Source organism: Afipia sp. Root123D2, assembly GCF_001425835.1.
Taxonomy (GTDB): domain Bacteria; phylum Pseudomonadota; class Alphaproteobacteria; order Rhizobiales; family Xanthobacteraceae; genus Afipia.
On record NZ_LMDP01000002.1, the window covers coordinates 229,707 to 256,662 of the forward strand.

Here is a 26,956-nt window from a genome sequence, read left to right on the forward strand (position 1 = left end):
ACGGGCGATTGATGCGGCACGCTGACAGACAAGAAATAATCATCAAGAGCCGCACAATTCTGCCAGGATACATGCTGTCGAGCGTTACGATATATCGCGCTCGTCACTTGAGAAACGAACTCGCTATCATCGCGATGCAGGCAATAACCCCTAGCGCTGGTACCCAGATCGGCACGCTGACATGAGGATGCGAAGATAAGGCCCCCCGATACCGAAGCCTCAGCAATGCTATATTGACCAGAGCAAAGACCACAAGGGTTGCCAGCGACGTTCCTTCCGCCAGCCAAGCGAACGGGACCGACAGCGCGAGCGGCATCACACAGGCCACGATCAATGCAGTCGCCATAACGGGTGTTCCTGTAGCAGGATGAACCCCCGCAAGCGCGTTTGGCAAATCTCCATCGCGCGCTAATCCGTAAATTACGCGCGAGGCCATGGTCATCTGGGCTAGAATCGTATTCAGGGTCGCAACAATCGCGATAAAGCTGATCGCCCTCGGACTAACCTCTGCCACCGCGCGAAAGACCAGGCTGAGCGGTGCCGGCGACAACGCAAGGCGTTCAATCGACACGGTACTAACTGCAACTGCCGCAACGAGAACGTACAACACGGTCGATATGATCAGCGTCAACACCATTGCGCGAGGAATGTCCCGGCGCGGCTGCTTAGCCTCTTCAACCACATTGGCTAAATCCTCGAAACCGATGAAAGCGAAGAAAGCCAGCAGGCTGCCAAGCGCAATACCGGACAGCGCTGTGGCCTCCAACGGTGGAACATTCGTGAGCGTTGCAGCGATTGGAACGTCCGAATAGATAGCGGTGGCAATAATCGCAACGAGGCCCCCCACTTCAATCATCGTGAACAGGCTGGCCAGCAACACCGATTCTAGAATGCCCCACGCCGCGACGACCCCGAGGATAACGACAACCGCCACAACGATCAGGTCTCTGGGCCAGTCCAGAAACTGCTGGATGTAACCGGCGGCCCCCAGCGCCACAGCCGCGGAGGAAACCGTCGCAATGCCGATCGTCAGCAAACCAACCAAAATAGAAAGTGAACGCGACTCGAAGGCGGCCCTTACATATGCCGCCTCTCCTGCGCTAACCGGAAACCGCGTGCACAATTCAATGTACGAAGCGACGGTGAGCGCCATGATGGCAGCGGCGAGCAGAAACGACCACGGTGCATAGACACCGGCGTGACCGGCAACCGTGCCAATGAGCACATAAATACCCGCGCCAATCGTGATGCCGGTGCCATAAAGAACAAGCAACGGCAGCCCAAGGCGTCGTTTGAGTGTCGTGACGGTGAACGGCGCGCGGGACGTCACACCGGCGAGAATTGGGGGTGCGCGGCCTGTCATGAGTCATCCGAACCTGGCAGCATCCGTACGAGGGTGCGATCGCGAAAAACGTAATGATGAACAAGGGCTGTAAGTGCGTGCGTAGCCGCCAGCATGATTAACGCATGAGCGGACAACTTGTGGACCTCGATCATGATATTTGCGAGCGTGGCATCGGATACCAGAGGCGACGGGATTTCAATTAAACCGTAAAGTGGCAGGCCCTTGCCATAGGAGAATTGAAGCACGATGCCGGTGACTGGCACCATCAGAAGCATTGCATAGAGCAGATAATGCACCAGCCTTCCTATGCAGGGCCATATCCCAAATATCGCGCGCTCGGCCGGAGGCGGCGAAGACACGGCGCGCCAGAGCACTCGCAGCACGAGAACATCGAGCAATGCCAGCCCCACCGTGATGTGAACAAATAGAGTGACGGCCCGGCTTGTTAATTCCACCTGGCCACTCGTGAAAACACCGAGCATCCAGCACACCACGACAAGAACGGCCATCCACCAATGCAGCACCTTGGAGACGGTGCTGTAGCTCTGGGCGGTATTTTGCAGCTGCATCTGAAAGCCTCCGGACAACGCTATCCGGGCTTGCGGTAAAGCCTTTGACCTGCATCAAAGCATGGTCCGGTTCGATACCTCATTGGCTCTGAAGACGCTGAAGGCACGGTCGGTTCGTTGCAGGATGATCGGCTGTTTGCTGCTGTTCGACGGAATCCACGCCGCGCTTGAGCGGCCGAGTTGGATCGCTTGCAAGAAAATGACCATGCGCCCCTTGATTTAGATCAAGGACGATCCATTTCGCCGCATTATCAAAATCCTCTTCTGCTGCGCATTTTGAAGGGATTGATTCGCGATGCTGCGACTGGCTCTGCGACAAACACTTTTCATGCTCTTGGTGACAACGCCGGCTCTGGCCATGTCGCCGGCCGAGCAGCGCGGCAAAACATTCGCCATCACCAATTGCGCAAGATGCCATTCGGTGGATCGGGTAACCCCGAGTCCGTTGAAGATCGCGCCTCCGTTCCGGACTCTGCACCTACGCTACCCTATCGAGGCCCTGGGCGAAGCGTTGGCTGAAGGCATCTCCACGGGCCATCCGACTATGCCCGAGTTCCAGCTCGAGCCGGATCAGATCAATGATCTTCTGTCATATTTGAAGAGTCTCGAATGACTGCCCGGAGTCACTACGGCAGCGCTTGCACCGTCCATGCGATCATGTCCTTTGCGATCCTACCAAACGCCTCGCAGAACGCGGCGGCAGCCTCCGGTGGCTGGATCTGATCGAAGGTCTCGCTTTCCTCAAAGAGACGCGCAGCTACAACATTGCCACTCTTGTCGACAATCCGTGCCGACAATCCAATCTCGGCTGCAGGCCTGGCTACCACAGCAACGCGGAAATACCTGACATCGATCAGAAGCTGGAAATCCGATTGTCCGATTTCGGTCTCCCGAAGTGGCGCGTGCAAGATGTCGTAATTCTCGAAGCTGTCGATCAACCTCGCCTGCACAAGCCTCGGTATGGCATCGGCCCACATCGCTTGGGTGAAGCTAGGATATTCCTGCGCGGGCGAGAACAGGAAACGCTGCGTCTCCAGCATGGCGACCGCCGTGGGTGTCGGAATCGCAAGCCGCCCGTGTATGATTTTGGCAGCTGGCCCCTGGCTTTGCAAAGCGGGCAGATCGTAGGTGATCTTTGGTGGAGGGGCAGTCGCGCCTGTCATCCGTTCGAGGCCAGCGACGATGCCGTCGAGTTTGGCGGTGTTGCGCGCCAGTCCTTCAGAAAATACCTTGAAATTGGCGATGGTTTCCTTCAACGGCTCGGAGTTCTCCGCGAGAACGGAATCCACCCTTCGCAAAGCATCGCGGGCCGCCTGGGTCATGCCTTGACCGGCGCCGGGTTCAGCAATCAGTGTCGGCACCTTCCCAGCATTGGCCACCATCGTACCGCCTTCCAGCGCGACGACGGGAACGCCGGTCAGGCCCTGGAATTCCAGGCCGACCTTGGTGTCGGTGCGCACCGGCGTGGACGACGCCACCGAGACCACCGCCTTCACGCCGCGCGGATCGTCCGAAGCGAGACCGAGTTCAGTGACCTCACCGACCCGGATGCCGTTGAACAATACGGCGGCGCCAACTAGGAGCCCCGGCACCGGGCCCTCGAACTGGATCTGATAGCTCGCACGCGGGCCGAGGCCGCCGGTGTTGTGCAACCAGTAGACGAAGCCGAATACGGCAGCGATGGCAGCAAGGACGAAAACACCGACAACGACGAAAGGAGCGCGGGTTTCCATATTCAACTCGCCAGAGGTTGCAGCATTCGGGAGCGCTTGCTGTGGAAATAGGCCCGCACCCAGGGATGTTTCGATTGAAGCAGGTCCTGCATCGGGCCGATCGCCACGATTTTTCCGTCCGCCAACGCCGCGACTCGGTCACAGACGGTGTTGAGGCTGGCGAGATCATGAGTGACCATAAACACCGTCAGCCCCAGTGTTTTCTGCAATGTCTTGATCAAGACGTCGAAATCCCCCGCAGCGATCGGGTCCAGGCCTGACGTCGGCTCGTCGAGAAATACGATGGCGGGATCGAGTGCGAGCGCCCGCGCCAGCGCCACCCGCTTGGTCATGCCGCCGGACAATTCGGAGGGAAATTTGTCGCCGTCCTCAGGCTTGAGTCCTACCATTTCGAGTTTGGCGGTAGCGATTTCATCCATCAGCACGTCCGAGAGATCGAGGTTCTCGCGCAACGGAAACTGGATGTTCTGTCGCACCGTCAGCGACGAAAACAGCGCGCCCTGCTGGAACAGGATGCCCCACTGCCCCGCGGCCCCCGAAGTCGCCCGACCCTCGCCGATTACGGTGCCCATGACTTCGATTTCTCCGCTCCGCCGTGGAATCAATCCGATGATTGTCCGCATCAGAACCGACTTGCCACCGCCGGATGCGCCGACGAGGCCCAGGATCTCGCCCCTTTGCACGTCGATCGCGAGACTATCGATCACGACATGTTCGCCGAAGCCAACGACAAGGTCGCGTACACGGATCGCGAACTGCCCAGTTGCGTCCTGCATCACTACATTCCGACCGACGCGAAGAACACCGCGAACAATCCGTCGAGCACAATCACGAGAAAGATCGATTTCACCACCGATGTCGTGGTCTGCTTGCCAAGCGATTCGGCGCTTCCCTTCACCCGCAGACCTTCGCTGCAAGCGACGACGCCGATGACCAGCGCCATGAACGGCGCCTTGATGATCCCCACCTCGAAACTGGTAACTGACACCGCATCGTGCAGTCGCGCGATGTAGATCGCCGGCCCCATGCCTCCATAGAATTGCGCGACCAGGCCACCGCCATACAGCGCGGCCATCGAGCCGATGAAGCTCAGGATCGGCAGCGCGCACACCAGCGCAATGACGCGGGGCAAAATAAGCACCTCAACCGGGTCGAGTCCCATAGTTGAGAGGGCATCGATTTCCTCACGCATCTTCATCGAGCCGAGTTCTGCCGTGTAGGCGCTCCCCGAACGGCCGGCGACCATAATCGCAACAATCAACACACCCAGTTCGCGCAGCACCAGAATGCCAACCATGTCGACGACATAAGAATCCGCACCGAATTTGCGGAAATGGAAGAAGCCCTGCTGGGCGATGATGGCACCGATCAGAAAGGTGATCAGCAAGACGATCGGGATCGCCTGCCAGCCCACCCTGTAAAGCTGATAAACTAGAGAGGTCAGCCGCAGCGACTGCGGTCGTCGCAGGATGCTGAACAGCGCCATGAAAAGCGAACCCAGCATCTGCAAAAACGCAATTACATCTCCGCGCGCACCGATCGTGAAGCGGCCAAGATCGTTGACCTTGGCGACGATCGGATTGGGCGCGCGCGGCGCTGCCGGGTTATGACGATTGACCTCACGAATTTCCTCGATCAGGCCGGCATGGTTGTTAGCCACACCGACCACGTCGGCGCGGTGTCCAGCCAACACCGCCCGCCGCGTGATCTTTTCAAGCAACCACGCGCCCAGCGTGTCGAGTTCGCGCACCTCGGCCATATCCAGCCTGATGGTACTGGAGCGATCGAGCTGCGGCATGACATCGTTGGACAGCTGCTCAAGGATAGACGCGTTGGCTGCCGTCCAGGAGCCGCTGGGGCGCAATTCAAGCAGGCCGCCAGATGGCATGGCCGTTAACAGAGGTGCGGTCGCCACAATGGTTCCCTCTAGGACATAACACCCTTTCTACGTCGCAGGCGGCGCTCCCATGTTGACCTGCCTCAAACCGCCCAAGCAGCTATTGCTCGTCATCGTTGACGCAAATCAATTGCGGCGGTCCGGGCTCCGCTACAATTGAACAGATCAGGCAATGCGAGTGAGTGTGATGTTCAATTCAAGCGAGCTGGGTGACGAACTGCAGGCGCTCAAGGACGAAGCGTCGCGGCTTTTAAGTAACGGAGCCGAAGGAATGTTTGACGTCGCCAAGAACCGCGCCGACGCCATCGCCGACCAGATCAAGGCCGCCTTGAACGAACTCGGCAAAACTTTGAACGAACAAGAAGATCATGCCGAGGCGCTGATCGCGGAGCGACCGGTTGCAACAATGGCGTCGGCTTTCGCGCTCGGCGTCGTCGTCGGCTTCATGCTGAGGAGACACTGAGGTGAACAGCGAGAATGTCATCAAGACCCTGCGCACGCTTTGGCGAGCCGACCGGATCATCGCCGAAATCAGGATGAAGCATATGCTGATCGGTCTCGGCTTGCGGGCGTTCGCTGCGCTGATTGCGGCCTTCGGCCTCTTGATGCTGGAGCTGGCGGCCTATTTTGTTTTGGTGCAAATCTGGGGGGCAATTTCCGCAGCGGCCGTCCTTGGCGCGATCAATTTTATTATTGCCACGGTCCTCTTCGTCTTCGCAGGGAGGCCATCTTCCGGCCGAGAGCTTGAACTTGCGAACGAAATTCATGCATCCGCCGTTGACGCACTCCAAATCGAAGCAAGGGCGGCGCAAGCGCATTTTTTCGGCATGGTCCATCATCCGCTGAACACCGCCCTGCCGCTACTGCTGGTTCCGCTGATCACGATCATTGTCAGGAGCCTGAAGAAATCCACAGCTGTCGCGCCTGCGGCAGCTACGGTCGAGCAACCCTGATCACTGCGGGTTAATTGGTCGTCGTCCTCGCAATCCAAGGAGCATTTTCAACATGTCCAATCCTCAACTCAAGCCTATCCTTAACGCATCGCTACCGGCCCAATTCCGTCAGGTTCGTATCGTGTTGGCCCGAGAGCCCGGTCATCCCGAAGGCGACACTGAAGTTGCGTATACCTTCATCGCGCCGATCGATACCGAGGGACGCATCAACGAAAAGCTATGGCGAGCCCATCGCGACGCCTGCCGCGTCGCGCGACACCGTCCAAACGAAGAGAGCCAGCTTGGTCATCTTGTCTATCATGCTGGTGGATGGGGCTTTCACTATGACGGCGAAGCCAACCTGCCCGACGAAGCCGGCTATCATTTCGGCGACGAGCGCTTTGTCGTCGGCGAATATATCTCAATCAACGAGCATGGACAGATGCATACCTATCGCGTGACGACGGTTTCACACCTGTAACATAGGCGAGACTCAATCAATCCGGCTGCCCTGGCCATCGACACCTGACGGAGAGATCGACGATGGCCGATAAGAATGCCGACACCACCCGTCCGCAACTGAGAGTTCGTCGCATAAGCCTGGATACAGGCCGCGAAAACGTGGTGGTGATCTCACGTCATTCGCGCGCCTTACGGCCCGATGTCTTCCGCGGCTTCAGCCGGGTCGAATTGCGGACTAGTTCCAAAGTCGTACTGGCGACGCTGTTGATTACAGACGATGACGCTTTGGTCGGCACCAATGATATCGGCCTGTCCGAACCGGTCTTCCGCCGCTTTGACGAGCCCACGGGCAGCCTCGTCACGGTCAGTCCCGCAGTCTCGCCTGAGAGTCTTGATGCTGTTCGCGCCAAGATCCAGGGTCAAACTCTTCAAACGGCCGAAATCGAAGCCATCATCCGCGATGTCACCCATTATCGCTACTCCGACATGGAGATCGCGGCGTTCCTGGTCGGATTCGCCAGCTTCATGACCAGCGGTGAGGTGCTTGCCTTGGTCCGGGCGATGGCGGATGCCGGGACGCAATTGAAGTGGCCTGACACCATCGTCGTCGATAAACACTGCATCGGCGGTATCCCGGGCAACCGCACCTCGATGATCGTGGTCCCGATTGTGGCGGCACATGGGCTCACCATTCCCAAGACCTCCTCGCGGGCGATCACCTCGCCGGCCGGCACCGCCGACACCATGGAAGTGTTGACCAGGGTCGATGTCAGCGTCGATGAGATGAGGGAGATTGTTGCTGCATGCCGCGGCTGCCTGGTCTGGGGCGGGCACGTCAACCTGTCGCCAGCCGATGATATTTTGATCTCCGTCGAACGACCGCTTAGCCTTGATACCCGCGAGCAGATGGTGGCCTCCATCATGTCGAAGAAGGTAGCGGCCGGTTCTACTCATCTCCTGATCGATTTGCCGGTCGGCCCGACAGCGAAATTGGCCAACGCCACCGACGCGATGCGGCTCAGGAAGCTGTTTGAGTTCGTCGGCGACCGCTTCGGTGTTGCCGTCGAGGTTATTACGACTGATGGGCGCCAGCCAATCGGCAATGGCATCGGTCCCGTTCTGGAAGCGGAGGACGTCATGTCTGTGCTGACCAACGACGCCTCCGCGCTCGGCGACCTGCGTGAAAAATCGCTGCGGCTCGCGGCGCATCTTCTGGAATATGACCCACAAATGCGGGGTGGGGCCGGCTATGCGCGCGCGCGCGAACTGCTCGACAGCGGCGCGGCGATGAAGAAAATGCAGGCAATCATCGATGCGCAGGGCCCCTCGAACTGCCGCAACGATGTCGGCAAGCTGACTTTCGACCTCCTCGCCGCAGAAGACGGCGTCATTTCCGAGATCAATTGCCTACAGTTGAACCGCCTTGCCCGCACCGCCGGCGCACCGATCGACAAGGGCGCCGGCATCAGGCTATTCAGCAAGCTCGGCGATCACGTCGAGCAAGGCCAGCCGCTTTATCGAATCCATGCCTATGACCAGTCGGAACTCGATCTGGCCGCGACCGCCGCAAAGGCGAATTGCGGTTATACAATCGGAACCGGGCACCAGGTAACCGGCGAGATGGCGCCGTGAACGCGGCCATCATTCAGAGCCTGCCATCATCGTCGCGCGACGCCACCCGGCTCGCGGCACGGCTCGGGATTCCCTGTCATGAAATTGGGATCCACGGATTTCCCGACGGGGAAATACGGGTGACGGCCGCACCGGCTTCGCCCGTGACGATCATCTATGCATCGCTCGACCGACCGAACGAGAAACTGATTGCGCTTACCTTCGCCGCCGACGCGTTGCGACGCGGGGGCGCGAAGCACCTCGTGTTGCTGACGCCGTATCTCTGTTACATGCGCCAAGACACAGCTTTCCATGAAGGCGAAGCGATCAGCCAAAAGATCATCGGCGTGATGCTCACCGGATGCGTCGATCGCGTGATCACCGTCGATGCGCATCTGCACCGCACGCGTGACATCGGAATGGTGTTTCCGGGGATCGCATCCGATAATCTCTCGGCGATGCCGGCGATATCAGACGCACTGCGCAAAGCCGGTCTTGATCCGGCAACCGTAGTGGTGGGACCGGACGCAGAATCACGGCCCTGGGTCAGCGACCTCGCCGGTCGGCTCGGGCTCTCCCATACCGTTGCGCAAAAGATCCGGCGCGGCGACCGCTCGGTCGAGATCGGACTTCCGGAACCAGCACGCATTTCCGGTCACCCTGTCCTGATTGTGGACGATATCGTCTCCTCGGGTGGCACCATGATCGCCTGCGCCGGAGCGCTGGCGTCGGCTGGCGCAACGATGATCGACGCCATCGTCACGCACGCGCTGTTCCCGGAAGAACTCTGCCGCGACCTGCTTCAGTCCGGCATTCGCTCGATCCGTTCGACGTACAGCGTACCGCACTCGACCAACGCCATCACGCTCGACAATCTATTCATCGACGCCTTGCAAGAAGAAATGGCGTTTGCAAATGTTCCCGAGGCATCCCGATGAGCGTAACGATCCGATTTTGCGGCGCGGCCCATACCGTAACGGGCTCTTGCTATCTCCTTGAAACCCCGTCCGGACGCTTCCTGGTCGATTGCGGCCTGTTCCAGGGGCAGAAAACCCTGAAAGAGCTGAACTACAGGCCGTTTCCATTTCGCGCCGCCGACATCGACGCGGTTCTCCTGACCCATGCCCATATCGACCATAGCGGCCTACTGCCGAAGCTGGTGCGCAACGGTTTTTCCGGCCGCATTCTGGCGACGCGCGGCACCATCGATCTGTGTTCCTACATGCTGCCGGACGCCGGCAATATCCAGGAGTTCGAGGTCGCTGCCCTGAACCGGCGCAATGCGGCGCGCGGCCGGACTGAGGTCAGCCCGATCTATACGCAGGCCGATGCGATTGCCTCGTTGCAGTCCTTCATGGCCGTCGACTACGAAAAATGGGTCGACGTGATTCCGGGTGTCCGCGCGCGCTACTGGAACGCCGGGCATTTGCTCGGGTCTGCCTCGATCGAGATCGAAATCGCGCACCAGGAGCCTTCGCAGAAGCCGCTTCGCATTCTGGCCTCCGGCGACATCGGCCCCGACGCCAAACTGTTGCAGCCCGATCCTGAAGCGCCTACCGGATTCGACTACGTCATCTCGGAATCGACCTACGGGGATAGAGAGCGAGCACCGACCACGGCTGATGCTCGCCGCGCGCGTCTGTCCGTAGAAGTCCGCGAAGCGGCAGCCCGCAAGGGTGCACTCCTGATTCCGGCCTTCGCGGTGGAACGAACCCAGGAACTGATCGTCGATCTGGTCGACCTGATGGAACGCGGCGAGGTACCGGCCGCGCATATTTTTCTCGATTCTCCGCTCGCGATCCGCGCCACCGAGGTTTTTCGCAAACATGCGGCGAACCTGGATCCCAATGTCGACGTACGAAGGCTTTTGAACTCGCCGCAGCTCCGCTTCACCGAAACGGTCGACGAGAGCAAGGCCATCGCCAAGCTCACCGGCTTTCATATCGTCATCGCCGGCAGCGGCATGTGCGATGCCGGACGTATACGGCACCATCTGAAGAACTGGTTGTGGAGTGCGCGGGCGACCGTTCTGCTGGTCGGCTTCCAGGCCCAGGGAACGCTCGGCCGATTTCTTGTTGACGGTGCGAAGGCCGTTCGCATCCAGGGCGACGAGATCAAGGTCGGGGCGCGAATTCGCACCATCGACGACTATTCCGGACATGCCGATGGATCTGAGCTCGCACGATGGATCGCCGCGCGCCGTCCGATCCAGCGCGGTCTGTTCCTGGTTCACGGTGAAGAGCCTGCAATTGCCGGCCTCGCGGATCGCATCTCCGAACGGATCATACCAGCAACACAGGTTTTTCAGCCGCTTCTGGATGACATTTATGAATTGTCGACTGCGGCCCCGACGCTCCTCGATAGCTCCCATCGAAGACGGTTGGCGCCGGAAGCGGTGGTCAGGCTCGACTGGCACAACGACATGTCAAAACTCGTCCTCGACATCAACGATCGCATTGAGACTGCCGCGGACGATCGTGCGCGCAGCGTCATCATTCGAAGGCTGCGGCGCGCGTTGGACGAGTGAAAGCGTCCCGATTTCGTGAGCAGGCTAGAGCGCAAGCCTGACGCTGCAAATATCGTGCTCAGCCGGATCGGACTCCACCTCAAAGCCGAGGCTGCGGCACATCGCCAGCATGACGGTGTTTTCGGTCAGCACATCGCCGGAGATAGCCTTGAGACCTTCGGATTTGGCATATTCGATGATCAACTGCATCAAAGCCCAGCCCAGCCCCCTGCCCTTGAGATCGGATCGCAACAGGATCCCGTATTCGCCACTCTCATAGATCGAATCCGAATGTATTCTAACCACGCCCAGCAGCTCATTGGTGATCTCGTCGAAGGCGACAAAGGCCATCGCGCGCGCATAGTCGAGCTGGGTCAGCCGCGCGATGAAATCGTGGGAAAATTCCTTCATCGACGCAAAGAACCTCAGCCGCAAATCGTGGCTGGTGACATGACGCAGGAATTCATGGATCAGCGGCTCGTCCTCCGGACGGATCGGACGTACAAAGACCCGCCAGCCATCCTTGACCTCGAGGTGGCGCTGCCATTGTGACGGATAGGGCCGCACGGCGAAGTTGGCGGGCCCAGAACCGCGGAATTTGCGCTCTACGCGCCCGACCGCAGTACGCGCATCAACGGCCAGCACGCCCGTTTCATCCGCCAGCAGTGGATTGATATCAAGTCCGCGGATTTCGGGAATGTCCGCGGCCATCTGCGCCAGCTTGACGAGCACCATCGCGACCGCGTCTTCCTTGACCGCCGGCACGTCGCGATAGGCGCGTAGCAATCGTGAAACGCGGGTGCGCTCGATCATGCTGCGCGCCAATTGCAAATCCAGCGGCGGAAGCGCCAGCGCCTTGTCGTTGATGATCTCGACCGCCGTGCCGCCGCAGCCGAATACCATGACGGTGCCGAAGGTCGGATCGTCGGCGAGGCCCAGAATGAGCTCGCGCGCCTTCGGCCGCAGTACCATCGCCTGCACCATGACGCCGGATATCCGTGCGTCCGGCCGCATCGTTTTCGCCCGCGCCAAAATATCCGACATCGCTGCTCGAACTGCGTCGGCGCTGGTGAGATTGAGAACGACGCCGCCGACATCGGATTTATGCACGATATCACGCGACATGATCTTCAGCACGACCGTCGATCCTTGCGCCAAAATGACCGAGGCTTGAGCCACCGCCTGCTCGGCATCGGTGGCCGCATAGGTCGGCACCATCGCGATGTCATAGGCGTCAAACAGTCGCTTGATCTCGATCGGATCGAGCCATTGACGGTCATCGGCCAGCGCGTCAGCGACGATCCGCCGGGCCCCCTCGGTGTCGGGCGCAAACGAACTGGGCATCGCCGGCGGAACCTGCGCCAACACCTCCACCGCCTCACGATGCCGCACGAGATGCATGAAGCCGCGCACGGCATCGTCCTCGGTGGGATAATTCGGAATCCCGGCGCCGCTCAGGAGAGCACTAATCTTTTGGTCCGCGCCGATCCAGACGGCAAGTACCGGCTTGGATAACTCGCGACGTTGCTCGCGATAATTCCGGACGATCTCGGTGACGGCGCCGGCAATCTCGTCCGCGCGCGCGATCGCTGTCTGCACGTTCATCACCAGAACAGCGTCATTGCCGGAATCGGCAAGTAACACTTCGAGCGCCGCCGCGTACCGTGCGGGGCCAGCATCGCCGACGATATCGACGGGATTTGAGCCCGACCATGTCGGTGGCAACACCGCGTCCAGCTTGGCCCAAATCTCAGGAGTCATAGCGGCGGGAACGCCACCCAGTTCGACCAGTCGATCGACCGCGAGCACGCCGATGCCGCCGCCATTGGTCAAGATCACCAGCCGCTTGCCGGGAGGCGATTTGAGGCGCCCCAACGTTTCAGCGCAGTCGAACAATTCGCGCAGGTCCGAGACTCGCAGCACGCCGGCCCTCTGGAACGCGGCATCGTAAACCGCATCGGATCCTGCCAGCGCACCGGTATGGGTTGCTGCGGCTTTGGCGCCCTGCGCCATGCGGCCGGATTTGACGACGACGACAGGTTTGATCCTCGCGGCGGCCCGCGCCGCCGACATGAATTTCCGAGCATCCTTGATTGCTTCGATATAGAGCAGAATAGCCTGCGTCTCCGCATCGAGCGCGAAGTAGTCAAGCAAGTCGGCGATATCGACATCGAGCTGGTCGCCGATGGACACGACCCCGGAAAAGCCCACCGCGCGCTGCGCCGCCCAATCCACCATACCTGCAGCGATCGCGCCGGACTGCGAGATCAGCGCCAGACTTCCTTTATTCGGCATGTGCGCGGAGAAACTCGCATTGAGATTGGCGCCGGGCATCATGATGCCTAGGCAATTGGGACCAATCAGCCGCATTCCATACTTTTGCGCGGCTTTTTCCGTTCCATTCGCCAGCGAGCCCGGACCGTGGCCAAGCCCGGCGCTGATAATAACCGCGCCTGCCGCGCCGCGGCGGCCCGCTTCATCGATCAGGCCTGGAATCGACGTAGCCGGTGCCGTGATTACAACCAATTCCGGCACAAAGGATAGTTCGGCGAGGCTGCCAGCGGCGCTACTGCCGTCGATCTCCGAATACCGCGGATTGACCAGCCCGAATTCGCCTTTGAACTGCGATTTTTGGATGTTGCCGAGAATCGCGCGGCCAACCGAGCCTTTGCGTGGACTGGCACCGACCAGTGCGACCGAACGGGGGGCCAGCAGATTTTTCAGACCATAGGTCGACATCGGTCTCGATACCTGGCGAGCACCGGCCCTTTGTGAGTTCAGCCGCGCTTCTGTGCAATGCGTCCATGGGACGACATTGTAACTAGGCGCATTCTCCGCCCGATGACAACTTCGTCACGCTTTCCTACGTCAAATCGATTGTTCCTTGTTGAGACGGATCAAGGTCCGATCTGATATGGCGTGCAAAACTTACTTGGTGTTGATCATCGAGGACTGTGGTCATTACCGTATGGATGGCGCGAGGCCGGTTCTAGTCGGAACAGGTCGGCCGCTTCTTGCAACTGCTCGCTGTGCTGACGCCCGGATCGACCTTTCGCTTTGGAAGGACGGATCGATCTGCCTTCGATCCGGTTGATACGCAGGTCGGCTCGAAGGGATCAGGATGACAACGACGGGAACGAACCACCAGCAGGCGGATGCCGAGGACCTGAATCTGGTGGACCGCTACTGGCGCGCCGCAAACTATCTGTCGGTCGGTCAGATTTATTTGCTCGATAATCCGCTGCTGCAGGAACCGCTGCGGTCAGAGCACATCAAGCCGAGGTTGCTAGGGCACTGGGGCACGACGCCCGGGCTGAATTTCATTTATGCCCACCTCAATCGTGCCATCCGGGCCCTGGACCTCAACGTCATCTATGTTTGCGGACCCGGTCACGGCGGACCCGCCGTGGTCGCAAATACCTATTTGGAAGGCTCCTACAGCGAAATCTATCCCGATATCGGCCGAGATACCGATGGGTTGCGTCGCCTGTTCCGCCAATTTTCCTTTCCCGGCGGCATCCCCAGCCACGCCGCTCCGGAAACGCCGGGGTCAATCCACGAGGGCGGCGAACTCGGTTATGCACTGGTCCACGCCTACGGCGCGGCTTTCGACAACCCCGACCTAATGGTCGCCTGCGTGATTGGCGACGGCGAAGCCGAAACCGGACCGTTGGCTGCCTCATGGCATTCCAACAAATTCCTGAGTCCCGTTCATGACGGCGCGGTTCTCCCAATTCTTCATCTTAACGGCTACAAGATCGCGAATCCCACCGTGCTCGGCCGGATGGACGACAAGGAGATCCGGCACCTCTTTGCCGGCTATGGCCACGAACCGCTGTTCGTTGAAGGTGATGAACCAAGGCTGATGCATCGGCGGATGGCCGACATCTTGAAGCAGGCAATTGAGAGCATTCGCGCGATCCAAAACATCGCGCGTGACGGACGCAAGACGAGCGATCGCCCGAAATGGCCGATGATCGTGCTCCGCAGCCCCAAGGGCTGGACCGGCCCCAAGGAAGTTGATGGCTTAAAGGTCGAGGGCTTCTGGCGCGCGCACCAGGTCCCGATTGCCAATCCCCGTGGAAATCCCAAGCATCTGGAGCTGCTCGATCAATGGATGCGCAGCTATCAGCCCGAAACGTTGTTCGACGACACGGGCCGTCTGCTCCCGGAATTACAGGCCCTTGCGCCGACGGGCGAGCGGCGAATGGGCGCCAATCCACATGCCAATGGCGGATCGTTGAAACGCGACCTGAAGCTGCCGGACTGCCGGGATTATGCCGTTGATGTGCCCCGACCCGGCGGCGTGAAGGCCGAGGCAACGCGCACGATGGGACGCTTCCTCCGCGACGTCGTCCGTCTGAACGCTGAGGCGCGGAACTTTCGCATCATGGGACCGGATGAAACCGCTTCCAACCGCCTCGATGCGGTATTCGAGGTGACCGACCGGGTCTGGATGGAGAGCACCGAACCTTACGATGTTCACCTGACTCAGGACGGCCGAGTGATGGAGGTGTTGAGCGAACACCTCTGCCAGGGTTGGCTGGAGGGATATCTGCTCACCGGCCGGCACGGCCTGTTCTCCTGCTACGAGGCCTTCATCCACATCGTGGACTCCATGTTCAACCAGCACGCCAAGTGGCTGAAGGTTTCGCGCAGCCTGCCTTGGCGACGCCCGATCGCCTCGCTCAACTATCTCCTGACCTCCCACGTCTGGCAGCAGGACCACAACGGCTTCAGCCACCAGGATCCGGGCTTCGTCGATCTCGTCGCCAACAAGAAGGCCGACATCGTCCGCATCTACTTTCCGCCTGACGCCAACACGCTGCTCTGGATTACCGATCATTGCTTACGGACCTATGACAGGATCAACGTGATCGTTGCCGGCAAACAGTCTTCGCCGCAGTGGCTGACCATGCAGCAGGCGGCGACGCATTGCGATGCGGGTATCGGAATCTGGAGATGGGCCGGTAGCGAAATCGAAGGCTCCGAGCCTGATGTCGTGATGGCTTGCGCCGGCGACGTTCCGACGATCGAAACCCTGGCTGCGGTGGACCTCCTTCGACAATCCCTGCCCGAGCTGAAAATCCGTGTCGTCAACGTGGTCGATCTCATGACGCTGCAGCCGAAGGAGCTGCATCCGCACGGGCTTAGCGAACGCGATTTCGACGACATCTTCACGTGTGACCGGCCGGTGATTTTTGCCTATCACGGCTATCCCTACCTGATTCATCGCCTGACCTATAACCGGACCAACCATGCTGGAATGCACGTCCGCGGCTTTGAGGAAGAAGGCACCACGACGACGCCGTTCGACATGGTGGTGTTGAACGAGCTTGACCGGTTTCATCTCGCGATCGAGGTCGTTGAACGCGTTCCCGGCCTCAGTATCGCTGCAGCCCACATCAAGCAGAAATTTCGCGACGCATTGATCGAGCATTCCCACTACATCCGCGAACACGGCGAAGACATGCCGCAAATTCGCAACTGGGCCTGGCGAAGCAGCGCGGCTGGGCAAACTTCGGCGCCAACTGGCTACTGACGATCGCCTCGCCTGTCACTTAGGAATATCGATGATGTCCGACGCCGTCCTGGTCCTGAATGCCGGCTCATCGAGCATTAAAATCGGATTGTTCGATATTTCGGGGACTGAGCCGCGCTTGCTCGGCAAGGGACTCCTTGACGAACACGAGGCCAAGCCAGGCGTCACCATGACCGACGCCACCGGCAATCACTTGTTCGAGAAGCGACGCGCACCAGCCGACAATAATGCCGATGCCCTGCTCGCCGACATCATGGATTGGAGCAATGACTATCTCGCTGGCGGCACCTTAGTCGCCATCGGGCATCGCGTCGTTCACGGCGGACGCGATTTCAACGGTCCTGCCGAAGTCACCGACAATACCATTGAGAAGATGGCCGCGCTGACGCCGCTTGCGCCTTTGCATCAGCCGCGCTGCCTGTCGTCGATGCGGACCATCAGGTCACTGCGGCCCGGTCTCATGCAAATTGCCTGCTTCGACACCGCTTTCCACTGTGGCTTGACGCCACCCGTTAGCCGCATTGCGATCCCTCGACGGTTCGAAGATATGGGCATCCGGCGCTACGGTTTTCATGGACTTTCTTTCGAATTCATTGCCAACCGCCTGAAGGAGATCTCGCCGATCTTGGCCGGCAAGCGCTCCGTGGTGGCGCATCTCGGCAATGGGGCGAGCCTTTGCGCCATGCGCCACGGTAAAAGCGTTGATACCACCATGGGCCTCACCCCGCTGGACGGCCTGATGATGGGAACGCGTAGCGGCGCCATCGATCCTGGCGTGCTGCTGTACCTTCAGCAGTACGGCATGTCACTCGATGACCTCCAGCACACGCTTTATCTGGAATCCGGACTGCTCGGCGTCTCCGGCATTTCCGCCGATATGCGCGCGCTGCTTGCCAGCGAGGATTCACGTGCTGCCGAGGCAATCGAGCTATTCACGTTTCGCGTTGCCAGAGAAGTCGCGGCAATGGCAAATACCCTCGGCGGGCTGGAGCGCCTGGTTTTTACCGGTGGCATCGGCGAGCATAGCTCAGAAATAAGGCAGCAAGTATGCGAACGGCTGCAGTGGCTGGGAGCGGAGGTCGACCATTCCGCCAATGATCAAGGGAATGAATGTATCAGCACAGAGACCAGCAGGATTGATGTGCGTGTCATTCCCACAAGCGAAGAAACCACGATTGCACGGCATTGCTCGGAAATACTACGAGCAGTGCATTGAGCATTTCGCTGCCTGCGCAATATTGCAACCTGAGAGGTTCTGGTCCGATGACGAATCTGGTCGGCTTCATCCAATCGAGAATTCAAGGTTGAGACAGATCAAAGCCCAATCCGGCGCTCCGTGCGATCTTGGCTTGGTTCAAGCACCGAGGCTTATCGGAAGGAAAAGATCATGCCGGCAAATGTGGGTACGATTGATCAGTATGTACGGATCGTGGTGGGTTTGGTTTTGGTCGCCTATGCGTTTCAGGGCGGCCTGCCCATTCAAGGTTGGCACTGGGCCGGATTAATCGGCTTGGTGCTGCTCCTGACCGCTTTCTTTAAGAGATGCCCGCTTTATACCATATTCGGCTACTCGACATGCCGAGTTCGCCAGTAACCGGCGGCTTCGCGGCACACTTAACCTCATAGGCGAACGTAGTCACCGGGCGCATCGGGTAAGACCCGCTCATCAGCAAATCTAATGCCCATACGTGGTGGTTCTGAAGGTTCACCAGAGCGTGTAACCAGCCACTTTGTCCATTCCGGCCACCACGATCCTTCGACCAGTTCGACCGTCTTCAGCCATTCATCGGGGCCGGTGTAGTTGTCGTCGGCGGCCTTCGTCCTCATCCGGTAGGTGTGCCCCTCCTCGTCTGGCGGCGCTACAATTCCCGCATTGTGGCCGCCACTGGTCAAAAGGAACGTCACGTCCGCATCGACCTGAAAGTGGATCTTGTAGGTCGACTTCCAGGGCGCCACATGATCGTGAACAGTTCCGACCACGAACGTCGGCGTGTGAATGTCCGACAGCGAAATCGGCCTTCCCTCAACAAGATAACGTCCCTCGGCCAGATCGTTGTTGAGGAACAGCTTGCGCAGATAATCCGAATGCATGCGGTACGGCAATCGCGTCGCATCTGCGCTCCACGCCATGATGTCACTCGGTGGCGCCCGCTCTCCCATCAAATAGTCTCGGGTAATTCGTGACCAGATCAGGTCGTTGGAGCGCAATAACTGAAATGTGCCCGCCATCTGCGTCGTGTCCAGAACACCGCGCTGCCACATCATGTCTTCCAGAAACGAGACCTGGCTTTCGTTGATAAACAGCGTCAGCATCGTCTTCGCGTGCCATTGTGGCGGCCGCGATCGAGAGCAAGGTGCCGCCTAGACAGTAGCCCAGCGCATGAATTTTTCGGGCTGGCAGGATGCCCTCGATGGCAGCAAGTGCGGCTTCCACGCCGAGCCTGCGATAATCGTCAAAAGTGATGTCGCGATCTGCCCCGTCCGGATTGCGCCATGAGATCATGAACACGGTGAAGCCCTGACTGGTAAGGTACTTCACCAGCGAGTTTCGTGGTGAGAGGTCGAGAATGTAGTATTTCATAATCCAGGCCGGCACGATCAGGATCGGCTCGGGACGCACCTTGTCCGTTGTCGGATAGTACTGGATCAATTCGATCAGTTCGTTGCGGAAAACGACTTTACCACGCGAAGTCGCAATACTTTCACCGACGACAAAGTCACTGTCGGCCACTGGCCGCCCGCCTGACAAGAGGCGGATCCAGTCGCTGTACCAGTTCTGCCAACCGAACACAAAATTCGCGCCGCCACTCTGGAAAGCCTTCTGCAGTACCTCGGGGTTGGTCGCGGCGAAATTGGACGGAGCCAGCACATCCAGCATCTGCCGGACCGAGAATTCGACGATTGCCTCGTTCTGCCTAGCGACGCCACGCACGCCGGTGGTCGCATTGTGCCACCATTGTTCGCCGAGCAGAAACGCCTGGGCAACCAAGTTAAAGGGCGGATTTTTCCACTCCGGCTGGGTAAAACGCCGATCCTGCGCCTGCGGCTTGATCAGAGACCAAGGCCCCTGGCCAGCTGTAAAAAAATGCTGCGCGGCGTCAAAGAATCGCTTTCCGTCGCATACCGCCTCTTGAGAAATCTCGAGTTGGCGCTGTGGCGAGGCCGCCAAATGCGAGAGCCAGTCGGTATAGGCGAGTAACAACGCAACGGGCGAAATGCCTCCGCTAAACTGCGCCAGCGCCGCATGAAACGCGCGATCAGCCGGCTCGGATTCACCGACGTTCTTTAGTTGAACCTGAGTATCGCGTTCGCAACTTGGCTGCGCCTTTGCTTCATCTCTGGCTGGCGCCAGCGAGAGCAGCGATTCCGTCTTCGGCAGGATAGAATTCGCGGGCATGGGCTAATCAGTTCAGCGGATGGCTTTTGAACAAGTCCGAAGCGGCGTCAATGACATGTTCGCTATTCTTGAGTATCCGATCACAATCACGACGAATGAATTCGAGCTGATGCTCGCGGCATTCCTCGTACATCGTACTGATACCTTTGACGGAATGCGCGCCGGCCATTTTCGAGACAAATTCTGAGAACAAGTTCATTTCGGTCTGCGTCCGATCCAAGAATTCACTGCCGAGGAAAACAAACTCTTCAAGCATCAACTTCTGTACACCAAGCATGAAATTGGAGATGCGCTGATTGGCTTCGGTCATCTGAGATGCAACTTCCCCCGTTGCCTGCCCTGGGTTCGCTGCAGTCACTCCCGACAACTCTGGCATAGACATGATGACCTCCAATTTTGATCTCACTCAAATTCTACATTCCGTCTCCAGACCGCACGTTGAGCTACATCAAATCGATTCGATCGAAGTCGTGGCGTACGCGCAAATACGTCATGAACTATTCTCCATGGACCACATGACGAAGCCAGCTCCTCGGCAGCTACGGCGCGGAGATTATTTCCGGGTGCATTTACTAAGCTAATTAAGCGTAGCCAATGCATTCGCATTCGCGATGACGTTGTCCCACATCAAAACCCGGCGAAAGATCGCGACAATCTCAATTGCTGCAAAGCGTTTCCTGCGGCCGTGATAGCTCGGTGCCCGGGGGCTCACTTACACCAAATCCGGTCGGCAACCAGACGCCGAAAGACAGGCACGATCATCTATGTTGGGTCGAACCGATGTCCGGGACGTACCTAGAATCACCAGAATACACTGAGATGGTAAAGGCCAGTGGAATTGGCCCGTTGACGCCGCCACTGCCGAGTGGAAGTCTCCCGGAATGGCATCATCCATCGAACAGCTTGTCGAGCAGATAAAATCGCTCCAGAGCCAGCTTGAGGCAGAGCTGGCAATCGGGCGCGCTAACCTCAACTATACGCTGCATAGCGGTCGAGCGCGCTTCGAACAGGAAGTTTTGCGTGCTCACAAGGCATTTCGGGTAAATCTCGCTCGTTATGTTTTTAACGCCGACGTGATGCACATCGTCACAGCCCCCGTCATCTACTCTCTGATTGTACCTTTCATACTGCTGGATATTTTCGTCAGCATCTATCAGGCCGTTTGCTTTCCGGTCTATGGAATCGAGAAAGTCAAACGCAGCGACTATCTGATTTTCGACCGACATCATCTGGCCTATCTGAATCTGCTTGAAAAGATTAACTGCGCCTATTGCTCTTATGGGAATGGCCTTCTGGCCTATGCTCGCGAGATCGCGGGCCGCACCGAACAATATTGGTGCCCGATCAAGCACGCCCGACGCATCATTGCGGAACATGAAGGATACAACCGTTTCGCGGAGTTCGGCGATGCTGACACTTTTCGCAAACGCAACGAAAAGGCACGGGAGGAACTCTAGACCCGCACCAGCAGCCTACCTGCGTGCGCTGCCCGCCAGTGCTTTCATGATATCTTCCCGCGCGATGATGCCTACCAGGCGCTGCTCGGAATTCAATACGGGAATGCTCTTCATCCGGTGATCCACCATGAGTTCCAAAACCCGCGTCAGCTTCGTCCCCGCGTCGACATAGATGAATTCAGTTGTCATGACCTCCGCGACGCGCCGTGACAATAATTCATCATAATTTGGAACCATCCGGGCTGGGGTAAAAACAAAACATTTCAAGAAATCGAATTTTGTTACCAGGCCAACAATCTCATCATTGTCGCGGACCGGAAAGCAGTTGAAATCGACCTCATCAAACATTTTCTGAAGGTCGCGCATGGTGGTTTCGCGGAGCACGGTCCGAACTATTCGTGTCATATAGTCGCCAGCGCTCGCCTCGAGAAATCTATGCATCGCGTTTCCCTTTCATCGCGGCCTCGTCAACGAGATAGAAACGTAGATTGAGAAAGGTTCTTCGCCAGATGATGGATGACCCTGCCGAGAATTCATTCGCGAAAGCGCCCGTCGGGCTGCGCCGCAACAGTGGCGGTGACGCCGTCGGCTTCAGGACCGACGATGTTCGCCAGAATGCCGTGGCTGCACTGCCATGGCTCAAAGAGCTCGGCAAGATCGCTAGCCACCGCGAGGCAGGCATCGTTCGGCCGGTCCAGCGCTTGGCTGACCATCACGGTTTTGTAATTCATATTCTGCTCTCTATGCCCTGGGGCAGGATGCCGTATGGACACCATGCCTGTGCGAGACCATCGTAAGGGGTAGCTCCGCATCGGCCCTGACCTAGATCAAAATGGCCGCTTTCGCCGACCGCAGATTTGAGGAATGCTGTTAGTTTGAAAACGGGGGCATTTTCTTTGCTTTGGATCGGATACGAGGTATGGGTTGATCCCGCTTCAGACGACATCTGGTGCCGGGCGTTGCAGCCAGCGGTTACGCGGAGCCAAAAAGGCGGAGCATGATCGACGTCGACCGACCATTCCTAAATCAGGATCCGTTCGACCAGAACGTGCGTAGCGGCATCGAGGGATCCGGTGTCGGAACCTGGGACTTCGAATTTTCGACCCGGGCATTGATCTGGTCGAATACGACGCGAAGGCTTTTCGGAGTCGCACCGGACACACCGGTCGACTTCGACTTTTTTCTCTCTCTCATGGATTCGCAAGATCGCGACCGCACCGCGAAGGCTATCCAGGCGTCGATCGAGACCGGAAGCAATTTCGACGTTCAGTACCGGGTCCACCGCCATACGGATGCCGGTCACTGGGTGCGGACGCTAGGGGCTATTGTCAAGGGACCGGACGGTAAACCGACCCGGCTGAGCGGCATCGTGATCAATATCGATCATCAGAAGCGCCTCGAGGAAGCCCTGCGAACCCGAGAAAAGCACTTTCGCTCGATTTTGGATACCGTCCCCGATGCGATGATCGTGATTGACGAACATGGCATCATGCAGTTCTTCAGCAGCGCCGCCGAGAGGCAATTCGGCTACACGGAGCCTGAAGCGATCGGGAAAAATATCAGCGTGCTGATGCCGGAGCCAGACCGCAGCCGCCATGACGGTTACATCGCGCGTTACTTGGCCACGGGCGAGCGGCGCATTATTGGAATCGGCCGTATCGTAAGCGGCATGCGCAAGGACGGCACCACGTTTCCGATGTACCTTACCATCGGCGAGATGCAATCCGGCGGACAGCCCTACTTTACGGGCTTTGTCCGCGACTTGACCGAACAGCAACAGACTCAGGCAAGATTGCTGGAACTGCAATCAGAGCTCGTGCACATGTCACGTCTTAGCGCGATGGGCGAGATGGCATCGGCCCTTGCTCATGAGCTTAATCAGCCGCTCTCGGCTATCAGCAATTATATGAAGGGATCGCGCCGCCTGCTGGTGGATAGTACCGATGTTAATGCGCCGAAGATCGACGCTGCTCTCGATCGTGCTGCGGAGCAAGCCATCCGCGCGGGTGATATTATCAGGCGGTTGCGAACTTTCGTCGCGCGGGAAGACTCAGAGAAGCGCATCGAGAGTCTCTCGAAGTTACTCGAAGAGGCTGGGGCACTCGGACTGACCGGCGCCCGCGAACAGGGGGTAAGCCTGCGTTTCAACTTAGATCCGACCTGCGATCTCGTACTCGCCGACCGGGTTCAAATTCAGCAGGTTCTGGTCAATCTCTTCCGCAATGCACTAGAATCGATGGCCACATCGACGCATCGCGAACTGACCGCCTTAAATTATCAAACAGCGGATGATATGATTGAAATTGTGATTTCCGACACCGGGCATGGATTTAGTGACGAGACCCATGCGAATCTATTTCAGCCATTTTTCACGACGAAGGAAGCCGGTATGGGCGTCGGCCTGTCGATTAGCCGGACGATTATCGAAGCCCACGGCGGCCGGCTGTGGGCCGAGACCAATTCAGCCGGCGGCGCCACATTTCGGTTTACTTTACCCGCTGCGCAGCCAAGGACGTAAGTGATGTCGCGGAACGCTAAGGTCTATGTCATTGATGACGATCCAGCGATGCGCGACTCCCTCGATTTCCTGCTGAGCGCGGCAGGTTTTAGCGTGCGCCTTTTCGAGTCCGCGCCGGACTTTTTAAGCGAGCTACCGCATCTGGAATTCGGCTGTGTGATTACGGACATTCGCATGCCAAACATGGACGGCATGGAACTGCTGCGGCAGTTGGTTCCAATCTCAGCGCGCCCCAAGCTTCCAGTCATCGTGATGACGGGTCACGGCGATATTCCGCTCGCCGTCGAGGCGATGAAACTTGGCGCTCTCGATTTTCTCGAGAAGCCTTTCAACGATGAGCGACTGATTGGCATGATCGAGACTGCCCTTTTGCAGAACGAAGGCGCGTCGAAGAACGAAACGATTTTCGCGGAAATGGCCGAGCGGGTCGCCTCCCTCACCCAGCGAGAACGCCAGGTCATGCAGGGTCTAGTGACCGGACAGTCAAACAAGATGATCGCACGGCAATACGACATCAGCCCGCGCACGATAGAGGTCTATCGGGCCAACGTGATGACCAAGATGCAGGCTGGAAACCTTTCGGAACTAGTCAGGTTTGCAATTCGCGCGGGCGTTCTCAAGGATTGAGCCAAGTCAATTCCGTTCAGGTGAACCCGTTTACTCTTTCCCGATGATAAATGTCCCTCAGGGTCGGCCCGGCCCAACCAAGAGCAACCCTCAGCCCAAAAGGTCGATGATTTACGTCATCGATGACGACTTTGCCGTCCTGAAATCGTTGCGTTTCCTCTTGGAAACTGAGGGATTCGACGTTCGGACGTTCCGCAGCGGATCCGCTTTGCTCGAACTCTCGGGCGATCACGACGCAGACTGCCTTGTGGTGGACTACAAGATGGCGGGAATCGACGGGTTGGAACTCGCCAAAAGGCTGCGAGATATGCACGTTACAACGCCGATCGTACTGATTACGGGTTATCCGGACGACAACATCCTGGCGAAAGCGAGCTTAGCCGGGGTGCAGCAGGTGCTGTTAAAGCCCGATCTCCAGAACAGCTTGTTGGAATGCGTTCGAAGCGCTATCGGTCCGTCTTTGCCAGGTCCTGAGGCCTCGGGCAGGTCACCTCCGTAACAGCCCTTAGGTGGCACCCCTTAGGATATCGACCGAAATATTCTGACCTCGGCATTCCCGGTACACCAAGCCATCCCACATTGAGGAGATGGCGACATGCTTACCCAGATGACCACCACGCCGGCAGCCAGGGTTTTCAGCGCAACGCGCGCCACAATGACTGAATCGGCTGACCAGTTCAGCATAATCGCTCGGTGTTCGGGAGTGATCGCGAGCGAATTTTCCTACAAGAAAGAAGAAGAAATCTACGGAGAAGGCGAGCCTTCCGAATACCTCTACCAGGTAATCCGTGGCGCGGTTCGTACCTACAAGCTGCTGAGCGACGGAAGGCGCCAAATCGGCGCGTTCCATTTGCCCGGCGACGTATTCGGCCTCGACCTCGATTCATCCCATCGTCTTACCGCGGAAGCGATCTCCGACACCACAGTACGCCTGTTGAAACGCCGCAGCCTCGAAGCGGCAGCGGTATCGAACGCTCAGGTTTCCCACAATCTCTGGACCATGACCGCAGGCGACCTGCGGCATGCGGAAGATCACATGCTGCTTCTTGGCCGCAAGACAGCCATGGAACGTGTTGCTACTTTTCTTTTTGAAATGGACCGTCGGCTCGCCAAGGCCGGCATGATGGCCCTTCCAATGTGCCGTCGCGATATTGGCGATTATCTCGGCCTTACGCTGGAGACGATCTCGCGGGCGCTTTCACAGCTCAGCGACCAAGGCGTCCTCGCATTTTCAAGTGCCCGGCAGATCATGCTTCGTAATCGTCAGCAGCTGGCGGCGGCCATGGACGCCTGAGGCCATTTCATCTTGGAAATCGATCGGACCGTGATCGAGTTACGCAAGGATGGGAATTCTGAATGAGCATCTATCGCGTTTCCTTCTACAAGGACCTGCTGAATTCGGACGGCCATAGCTTCAGGTGTCTTCAGCGTCAGGTCGACATTCAGTCGGAGAGTCCGTCTCGGGCACGTGTCCTCGCCAAGGGGCTGATCGACGACGAGCGCCTGCACATTGACTGCGTCGAGGTGGTGCATTTGGCAGGCGACCATCCTGACCTCAAACAGTCTGCTCCCCCGACCGTCCCTTGCAAGCACACATGGAGTCGCGCATCCCATGACAAGCTCACCATGACGTGAATCGCCTCCTTGGACTTGAAGGGAATTCGACGCCTTTCTAACTATCCGTCATCGTCTTTGTTATGATGCTCATCATGGTTGATATGACGCTGAGTATTTTTCTCAGAGTGTAGAGGCCATAGACGGTCCATGACGAAATACGTGAATGACGTTGACCAGGCGATGAGAAACAAACCGTTGATGCTTTCAATACCTGAAATGAGCCTGAATACGCCCGTGGGATAAACATCTCCGATTCCCAGCGTCGAATAAGACGTTGCGGAAAAATAGAGGAAATCAGCGAATTTCTCCTCAACATGTCCCTTGAGCGAACCCTGTCCTGTGATTTCAAGAAGTAAGTACGCAAATGCGTAGAGCCATACCTCAATCGTGTGGGCGATAAAGCAACCCATCACCACAAGAAGAACCCTCAAGCGAACAGCAATCTTCAGTGCCGGAATCACGATCGACATAACTCTCAACGCTTCGTAGTGTATGATAATACATGACGCCACCAAAAGCGTAGAAAGAACGAGGGCTTGGAGCATAGCGCAGACCTTCCAGCAAATTGATAACTTCACTTACCACTTGCCGCAAATTTCCCACGGACCAATGCGGGTCACCCTCAGCGGTGTTATCTGGTCGACGATCCGGACGCTACTGTTAACAGCTTTATATCTCCGTTCCATAAGCTCACCGACCGTTAGCCGGCGGCCGAAGAGAAGAACCCGCATCACATTCACAGG

At 58.1% G+C, this 26,956-nt stretch carries 26 protein-coding genes and 1 pseudogene; 16 read left to right on the forward strand and 11 right to left on the reverse strand.

Annotated features, from left to right (window positions below; genetic code table 11):
• Positions 1–103: 103 nt before the first annotated feature.
• Together ASC80_RS10255 and ASC80_RS10260 are read right to left on the reverse strand one after the other, a co-directional pair.
• Entirely contained in the window at positions 104–1,363 is a 1,260-nt protein-coding gene (locus ASC80_RS10255) for an APC family permease (RefSeq protein WP_082512506.1), read from the reverse strand.
• Entirely contained in the window at positions 1,360–1,914 is a 555-nt protein-coding gene (locus tag ASC80_RS10260) for a cytochrome b (protein WP_056296388.1), read from the reverse strand. The genes ASC80_RS10255 and ASC80_RS10260 overlap by 4 nt, the downstream gene beginning before the upstream one ends.
• Before the next feature lie 295 nt (positions 1,915–2,209).
• Between ASC80_RS10260 and ASC80_RS10265 the strand changes: the two genes are divergently transcribed.
• On the forward strand, positions 2,210–2,527 hold the full coding sequence (locus ASC80_RS10265) for a c-type cytochrome (RefSeq protein WP_156464349.1): 318 nt from the start codon (positions 2,210–2,212) through the stop codon (positions 2,525–2,527).
• Positions 2,528–2,540: 13 nt separating this feature from the next.
• On the opposite strand, the gene ASC80_RS10270 is transcribed toward ASC80_RS10265, so the two are convergent.
• The 3 genes from ASC80_RS10270 to ASC80_RS10280 are packed head-to-tail and all read right to left on the reverse strand — an operon-like array spanning position 2,541 to position 5,562.
• A complete protein-coding gene (locus tag ASC80_RS10270) occupies positions 2,541–3,647 on the reverse strand; it encodes an ABC-type transport auxiliary lipoprotein family protein (protein ID WP_056296391.1) in 1,107 nt (368 codons plus the stop codon).
• Positions 3,648–3,649: 2 nt separating this feature from the next.
• Entirely contained in the window at positions 3,650–4,423 is a 774-nt protein-coding gene (locus tag ASC80_RS10275) for an ABC transporter ATP-binding protein (RefSeq protein WP_056296394.1), read from the reverse strand.
• Between the two features lie 2 nt (positions 4,424–4,425).
• Positions 4,426–5,562: an ABC transporter permease gene (locus ASC80_RS10280; RefSeq protein WP_056296396.1), complete on the reverse strand. Its 1,137-nt coding sequence runs from the start codon at positions 5,560–5,562 to the stop codon at positions 4,426–4,428.
• 169 nt (positions 5,563–5,731) lie between these two features.
• Between ASC80_RS10280 and ASC80_RS10285 the strand changes: the two genes are divergently transcribed.
• The 6 genes from ASC80_RS10285 (at position 5,732) to ASC80_RS10310 (ending at position 11,076) form a co-directional block, all read left to right on the forward strand.
• Entirely contained in the window at positions 5,732–6,007 is a 276-nt protein-coding gene (locus ASC80_RS10285) for a hypothetical protein (protein WP_056296400.1), read from the forward strand.
• Between the two features lies 1 nt (position 6,008).
• The gene (locus ASC80_RS10290) at positions 6,009–6,497 is read left to right on the forward strand and encodes a phage holin family protein (RefSeq protein ID WP_056296403.1); all 489 of its coding nucleotides are present in this window, start codon (positions 6,009–6,011) and stop codon (positions 6,495–6,497) included.
• A 52-nt stretch (positions 6,498–6,549) separates the two neighbouring features.
• Positions 6,550–6,957, forward strand: coding sequence for a hypothetical protein (locus ASC80_RS10295; protein WP_056296406.1), 408 nt, complete (start codon positions 6,550–6,552; stop codon positions 6,955–6,957).
• A 62-nt stretch (positions 6,958–7,019) separates the two neighbouring features.
• On the forward strand, positions 7,020–8,570 hold the full coding sequence (locus ASC80_RS10300; RefSeq protein WP_056296408.1) for a thymidine phosphorylase family protein: 1,551 nt from the start codon (positions 7,020–7,022) through the stop codon (positions 8,568–8,570).
• Positions 8,567–9,487 (forward strand): ribose-phosphate pyrophosphokinase, encoded by a 921-nt coding sequence (locus ASC80_RS10305; RefSeq protein WP_056296411.1) that lies wholly within the window; start codon positions 8,567–8,569, stop codon positions 9,485–9,487. The genes ASC80_RS10300 and ASC80_RS10305 overlap by 4 nt, the downstream gene beginning before the upstream one ends.
• Positions 9,484–11,076 carry an MBL fold metallo-hydrolase RNA specificity domain-containing protein gene (locus ASC80_RS10310; RefSeq protein ID WP_056296412.1) on the forward strand — a complete coding sequence of 531 codons (1,593 nt, stop codon included), beginning with the start codon at positions 9,484–9,486 and terminating at the stop codon, positions 11,074–11,076. The genes ASC80_RS10305 and ASC80_RS10310 overlap by 4 nt, the downstream gene beginning before the upstream one ends.
• Before the next feature lie 24 nt (positions 11,077–11,100).
• On the opposite strand, the gene ASC80_RS10315 is transcribed toward ASC80_RS10310, so the two are convergent.
• Positions 11,101–13,794: a bifunctional acetate--CoA ligase family protein/GNAT family N-acetyltransferase gene (locus ASC80_RS10315; RefSeq protein WP_056296415.1), complete on the reverse strand. Its 2,694-nt coding sequence runs from the start codon at positions 13,792–13,794 to the stop codon at positions 11,101–11,103.
• A 382-nt stretch (positions 13,795–14,176) separates the two neighbouring features.
• On the opposite strand from ASC80_RS10315, the gene ASC80_RS10320 reads away from it, so the two are divergent.
• The 3 genes from ASC80_RS10320 to ASC80_RS10330 all read left to right on the forward strand — a co-directional run bounded on the left by ASC80_RS10320 (position 14,177) and on the right by ASC80_RS10330 (position 18,191).
• Positions 14,177–16,597, forward strand: a complete 2,421-nt coding sequence (locus ASC80_RS10320) for a phosphoketolase family protein (RefSeq protein ID WP_056296418.1) — start codon at positions 14,177–14,179, stop codon at positions 16,595–16,597.
• 34 nt (positions 16,598–16,631) lie between these two features.
• Positions 16,632–17,813: an acetate/propionate family kinase gene (locus ASC80_RS10325; protein ID WP_056298675.1), complete on the forward strand. Its 1,182-nt coding sequence runs from the start codon at positions 16,632–16,634 to the stop codon at positions 17,811–17,813.
• Positions 17,814–17,984: 171 nt separating this feature from the next.
• Positions 17,985–18,191, forward strand: a complete 207-nt coding sequence (locus ASC80_RS10330; protein WP_056296422.1) for a YgaP family membrane protein — start codon at positions 17,985–17,987, stop codon at positions 18,189–18,191.
• A gap of 26 nt (positions 18,192–18,217) precedes the next feature.
• On the opposite strand, the pseudogene ASC80_RS10335 reads toward ASC80_RS10330, so the two are convergent.
• Together ASC80_RS10335 and ASC80_RS10340 are read right to left on the reverse strand one after the other, a co-directional pair.
• Positions 18,218–19,994: pseudogene (locus ASC80_RS10335) on the reverse strand (PHA/PHB synthase family protein).
• Positions 19,995–20,001: 7 nt separating this feature from the next.
• Entirely contained in the window at positions 20,002–20,376 is a 375-nt protein-coding gene (locus ASC80_RS10340; RefSeq protein ID WP_156464350.1) for a hypothetical protein, read from the reverse strand.
• Between the two features lie 499 nt (positions 20,377–20,875).
• Here ASC80_RS10340 and ASC80_RS10345 point away from each other — a divergent pair, with 499 nt between their 5' ends.
• Positions 20,876–21,451, forward strand: coding sequence for a hypothetical protein (locus ASC80_RS10345; RefSeq protein ID WP_056296427.1), 576 nt, complete (start codon positions 20,876–20,878; stop codon positions 21,449–21,451).
• Between the two features lie 15 nt (positions 21,452–21,466).
• On the opposite strand, the gene ASC80_RS10350 is transcribed toward ASC80_RS10345, so the two are convergent.
• Entirely contained in the window at positions 21,467–21,892 is a 426-nt protein-coding gene (locus tag ASC80_RS10350; RefSeq protein ID WP_056296430.1) for a CBS domain-containing protein, read from the reverse strand.
• A 92-nt stretch (positions 21,893–21,984) separates the two neighbouring features.
• Positions 21,985–22,182: a hypothetical protein gene (locus ASC80_RS10355; RefSeq protein WP_056296433.1), complete on the reverse strand. Its 198-nt coding sequence runs from the start codon at positions 22,180–22,182 to the stop codon at positions 21,985–21,987.
• Between the two features lie 266 nt (positions 22,183–22,448).
• Here ASC80_RS10355 and fixL point away from each other — a divergent pair, with 266 nt between their 5' ends.
• From fixL to ASC80_RS10380, 5 genes are all read left to right on the forward strand, one after another.
• The gene (fixL, locus tag ASC80_RS10360; RefSeq protein WP_056296436.1) at positions 22,449–23,969 is read left to right on the forward strand and encodes a sensor protein FixL; all 1,521 of its coding nucleotides are present in this window, start codon (positions 22,449–22,451) and stop codon (positions 23,967–23,969) included.
• A gap of 3 nt (positions 23,970–23,972) precedes the next feature.
• Positions 23,973–24,596, forward strand: coding sequence for a response regulator FixJ (fixJ, locus tag ASC80_RS10365; RefSeq protein ID WP_056296438.1), 624 nt, complete (start codon positions 23,973–23,975; stop codon positions 24,594–24,596).
• Positions 24,597–24,702: 106 nt separating this feature from the next.
• The gene (locus ASC80_RS10370; RefSeq protein ID WP_056298678.1) at positions 24,703–25,095 is read left to right on the forward strand and encodes a response regulator transcription factor; all 393 of its coding nucleotides are present in this window, start codon (positions 24,703–24,705) and stop codon (positions 25,093–25,095) included.
• 96 nt (positions 25,096–25,191) lie between these two features.
• Positions 25,192–25,890, forward strand: a complete 699-nt coding sequence (locus tag ASC80_RS10375; RefSeq protein ID WP_056296440.1) for a helix-turn-helix domain-containing protein — start codon at positions 25,192–25,194, stop codon at positions 25,888–25,890.
• A 62-nt stretch (positions 25,891–25,952) separates the two neighbouring features.
• Positions 25,953–26,231: a hypothetical protein gene (locus ASC80_RS10380; protein ID WP_056296444.1), complete on the forward strand. Its 279-nt coding sequence runs from the start codon at positions 25,953–25,955 to the stop codon at positions 26,229–26,231.
• A gap of 41 nt (positions 26,232–26,272) precedes the next feature.
• Here the strand turns inward: ASC80_RS10380 and ASC80_RS10385 are convergent, their stop codons facing one another.
• Entirely contained in the window at positions 26,273–26,758 is a 486-nt protein-coding gene (locus ASC80_RS10385; RefSeq protein ID WP_056296447.1) for a potassium channel family protein, read from the reverse strand.
• Positions 26,759–26,956: the final 198 nt, after the last annotated feature.

Bases quoted from the DNA above. Each gene is read 5' to 3' on its own strand.
- ASC80_RS10255 (WP_082512506.1), bottom strand. From the start codon at position 1,363: ATGACAGGCCGCGCACCCCCAATTCTCGCCGGTGTGACGTCCCGCGCG.
- ASC80_RS10260 (WP_056296388.1), bottom strand. From the start codon at position 1,914: ATGCAGCTGCAAAATACCGCCCAGAGCTACAGCACCGTCTCCAAGGTG.
- ASC80_RS10265 (WP_156464349.1), top strand. From the start codon at position 2,210: ATGCTGCGACTGGCTCTGCGACAAACACTTTTCATGCTCTTGGTGACA.
- ASC80_RS10270 (WP_056296391.1), bottom strand. From the start codon at position 3,647: ATGGAAACCCGCGCTCCTTTCGTCGTTGTCGGTGTTTTCGTCCTTGCT.
- ASC80_RS10275 (WP_056296394.1), bottom strand. From the start codon at position 4,423: ATGCAGGACGCAACTGGGCAGTTCGCGATCCGTGTACGCGACCTTGTC.
- ASC80_RS10285 (WP_056296400.1), top strand. From the start codon at position 5,732: ATGTTCAATTCAAGCGAGCTGGGTGACGAACTGCAGGCGCTCAAGGAC.
- ASC80_RS10295 (WP_056296406.1), top strand. From the start codon at position 6,550: ATGTCCAATCCTCAACTCAAGCCTATCCTTAACGCATCGCTACCGGCC.
- ASC80_RS10300 (WP_056296408.1), top strand. From the start codon at position 7,020: ATGGCCGATAAGAATGCCGACACCACCCGTCCGCAACTGAGAGTTCGT.
- ASC80_RS10310 (WP_056296412.1), top strand. From the start codon at position 9,484: ATGAGCGTAACGATCCGATTTTGCGGCGCGGCCCATACCGTAACGGGC.
- ASC80_RS10315 (WP_056296415.1), bottom strand. From the start codon at position 13,794: ATGTCGACCTATGGTCTGAAAAATCTGCTGGCCCCCCGTTCGGTCGCA.
- ASC80_RS10320 (WP_056296418.1), top strand. From the start codon at position 14,177: ATGACAACGACGGGAACGAACCACCAGCAGGCGGATGCCGAGGACCTG.
- ASC80_RS10325 (WP_056298675.1), top strand. From the start codon at position 16,632: ATGTCCGACGCCGTCCTGGTCCTGAATGCCGGCTCATCGAGCATTAAA.
- ASC80_RS10330 (WP_056296422.1), top strand. From the start codon at position 17,985: ATGCCGGCAAATGTGGGTACGATTGATCAGTATGTACGGATCGTGGTG.
- ASC80_RS10340 (WP_156464350.1), bottom strand. From the start codon at position 20,376: ATGTCTATGCCAGAGTTGTCGGGAGTGACTGCAGCGAACCCAGGGCAG.
- ASC80_RS10345 (WP_056296427.1), top strand. From the start codon at position 20,876: ATGGCATCATCCATCGAACAGCTTGTCGAGCAGATAAAATCGCTCCAG.
- ASC80_RS10350 (WP_056296430.1), bottom strand. From the start codon at position 21,892: ATGCATAGATTTCTCGAGGCGAGCGCTGGCGACTATATGACACGAATA.
- ASC80_RS10355 (WP_056296433.1), bottom strand. From the start codon at position 22,182: ATGAATTACAAAACCGTGATGGTCAGCCAAGCGCTGGACCGGCCGAAC.
- fixL (WP_056296436.1), top strand. From the start codon at position 22,449: ATGATCGACGTCGACCGACCATTCCTAAATCAGGATCCGTTCGACCAG.
- fixJ (WP_056296438.1), top strand. From the start codon at position 23,973: ATGTCGCGGAACGCTAAGGTCTATGTCATTGATGACGATCCAGCGATG.
- ASC80_RS10370 (WP_056298678.1), top strand. From the start codon at position 24,703: ATGATTTACGTCATCGATGACGACTTTGCCGTCCTGAAATCGTTGCGT.
- ASC80_RS10375 (WP_056296440.1), top strand. From the start codon at position 25,192: ATGCTTACCCAGATGACCACCACGCCGGCAGCCAGGGTTTTCAGCGCA.
- ASC80_RS10380 (WP_056296444.1), top strand. From the start codon at position 25,953: ATGAGCATCTATCGCGTTTCCTTCTACAAGGACCTGCTGAATTCGGAC.
- ASC80_RS10385 (WP_056296447.1), bottom strand. From the start codon at position 26,758: ATGCTCCAAGCCCTCGTTCTTTCTACGCTTTTGGTGGCGTCATGTATT.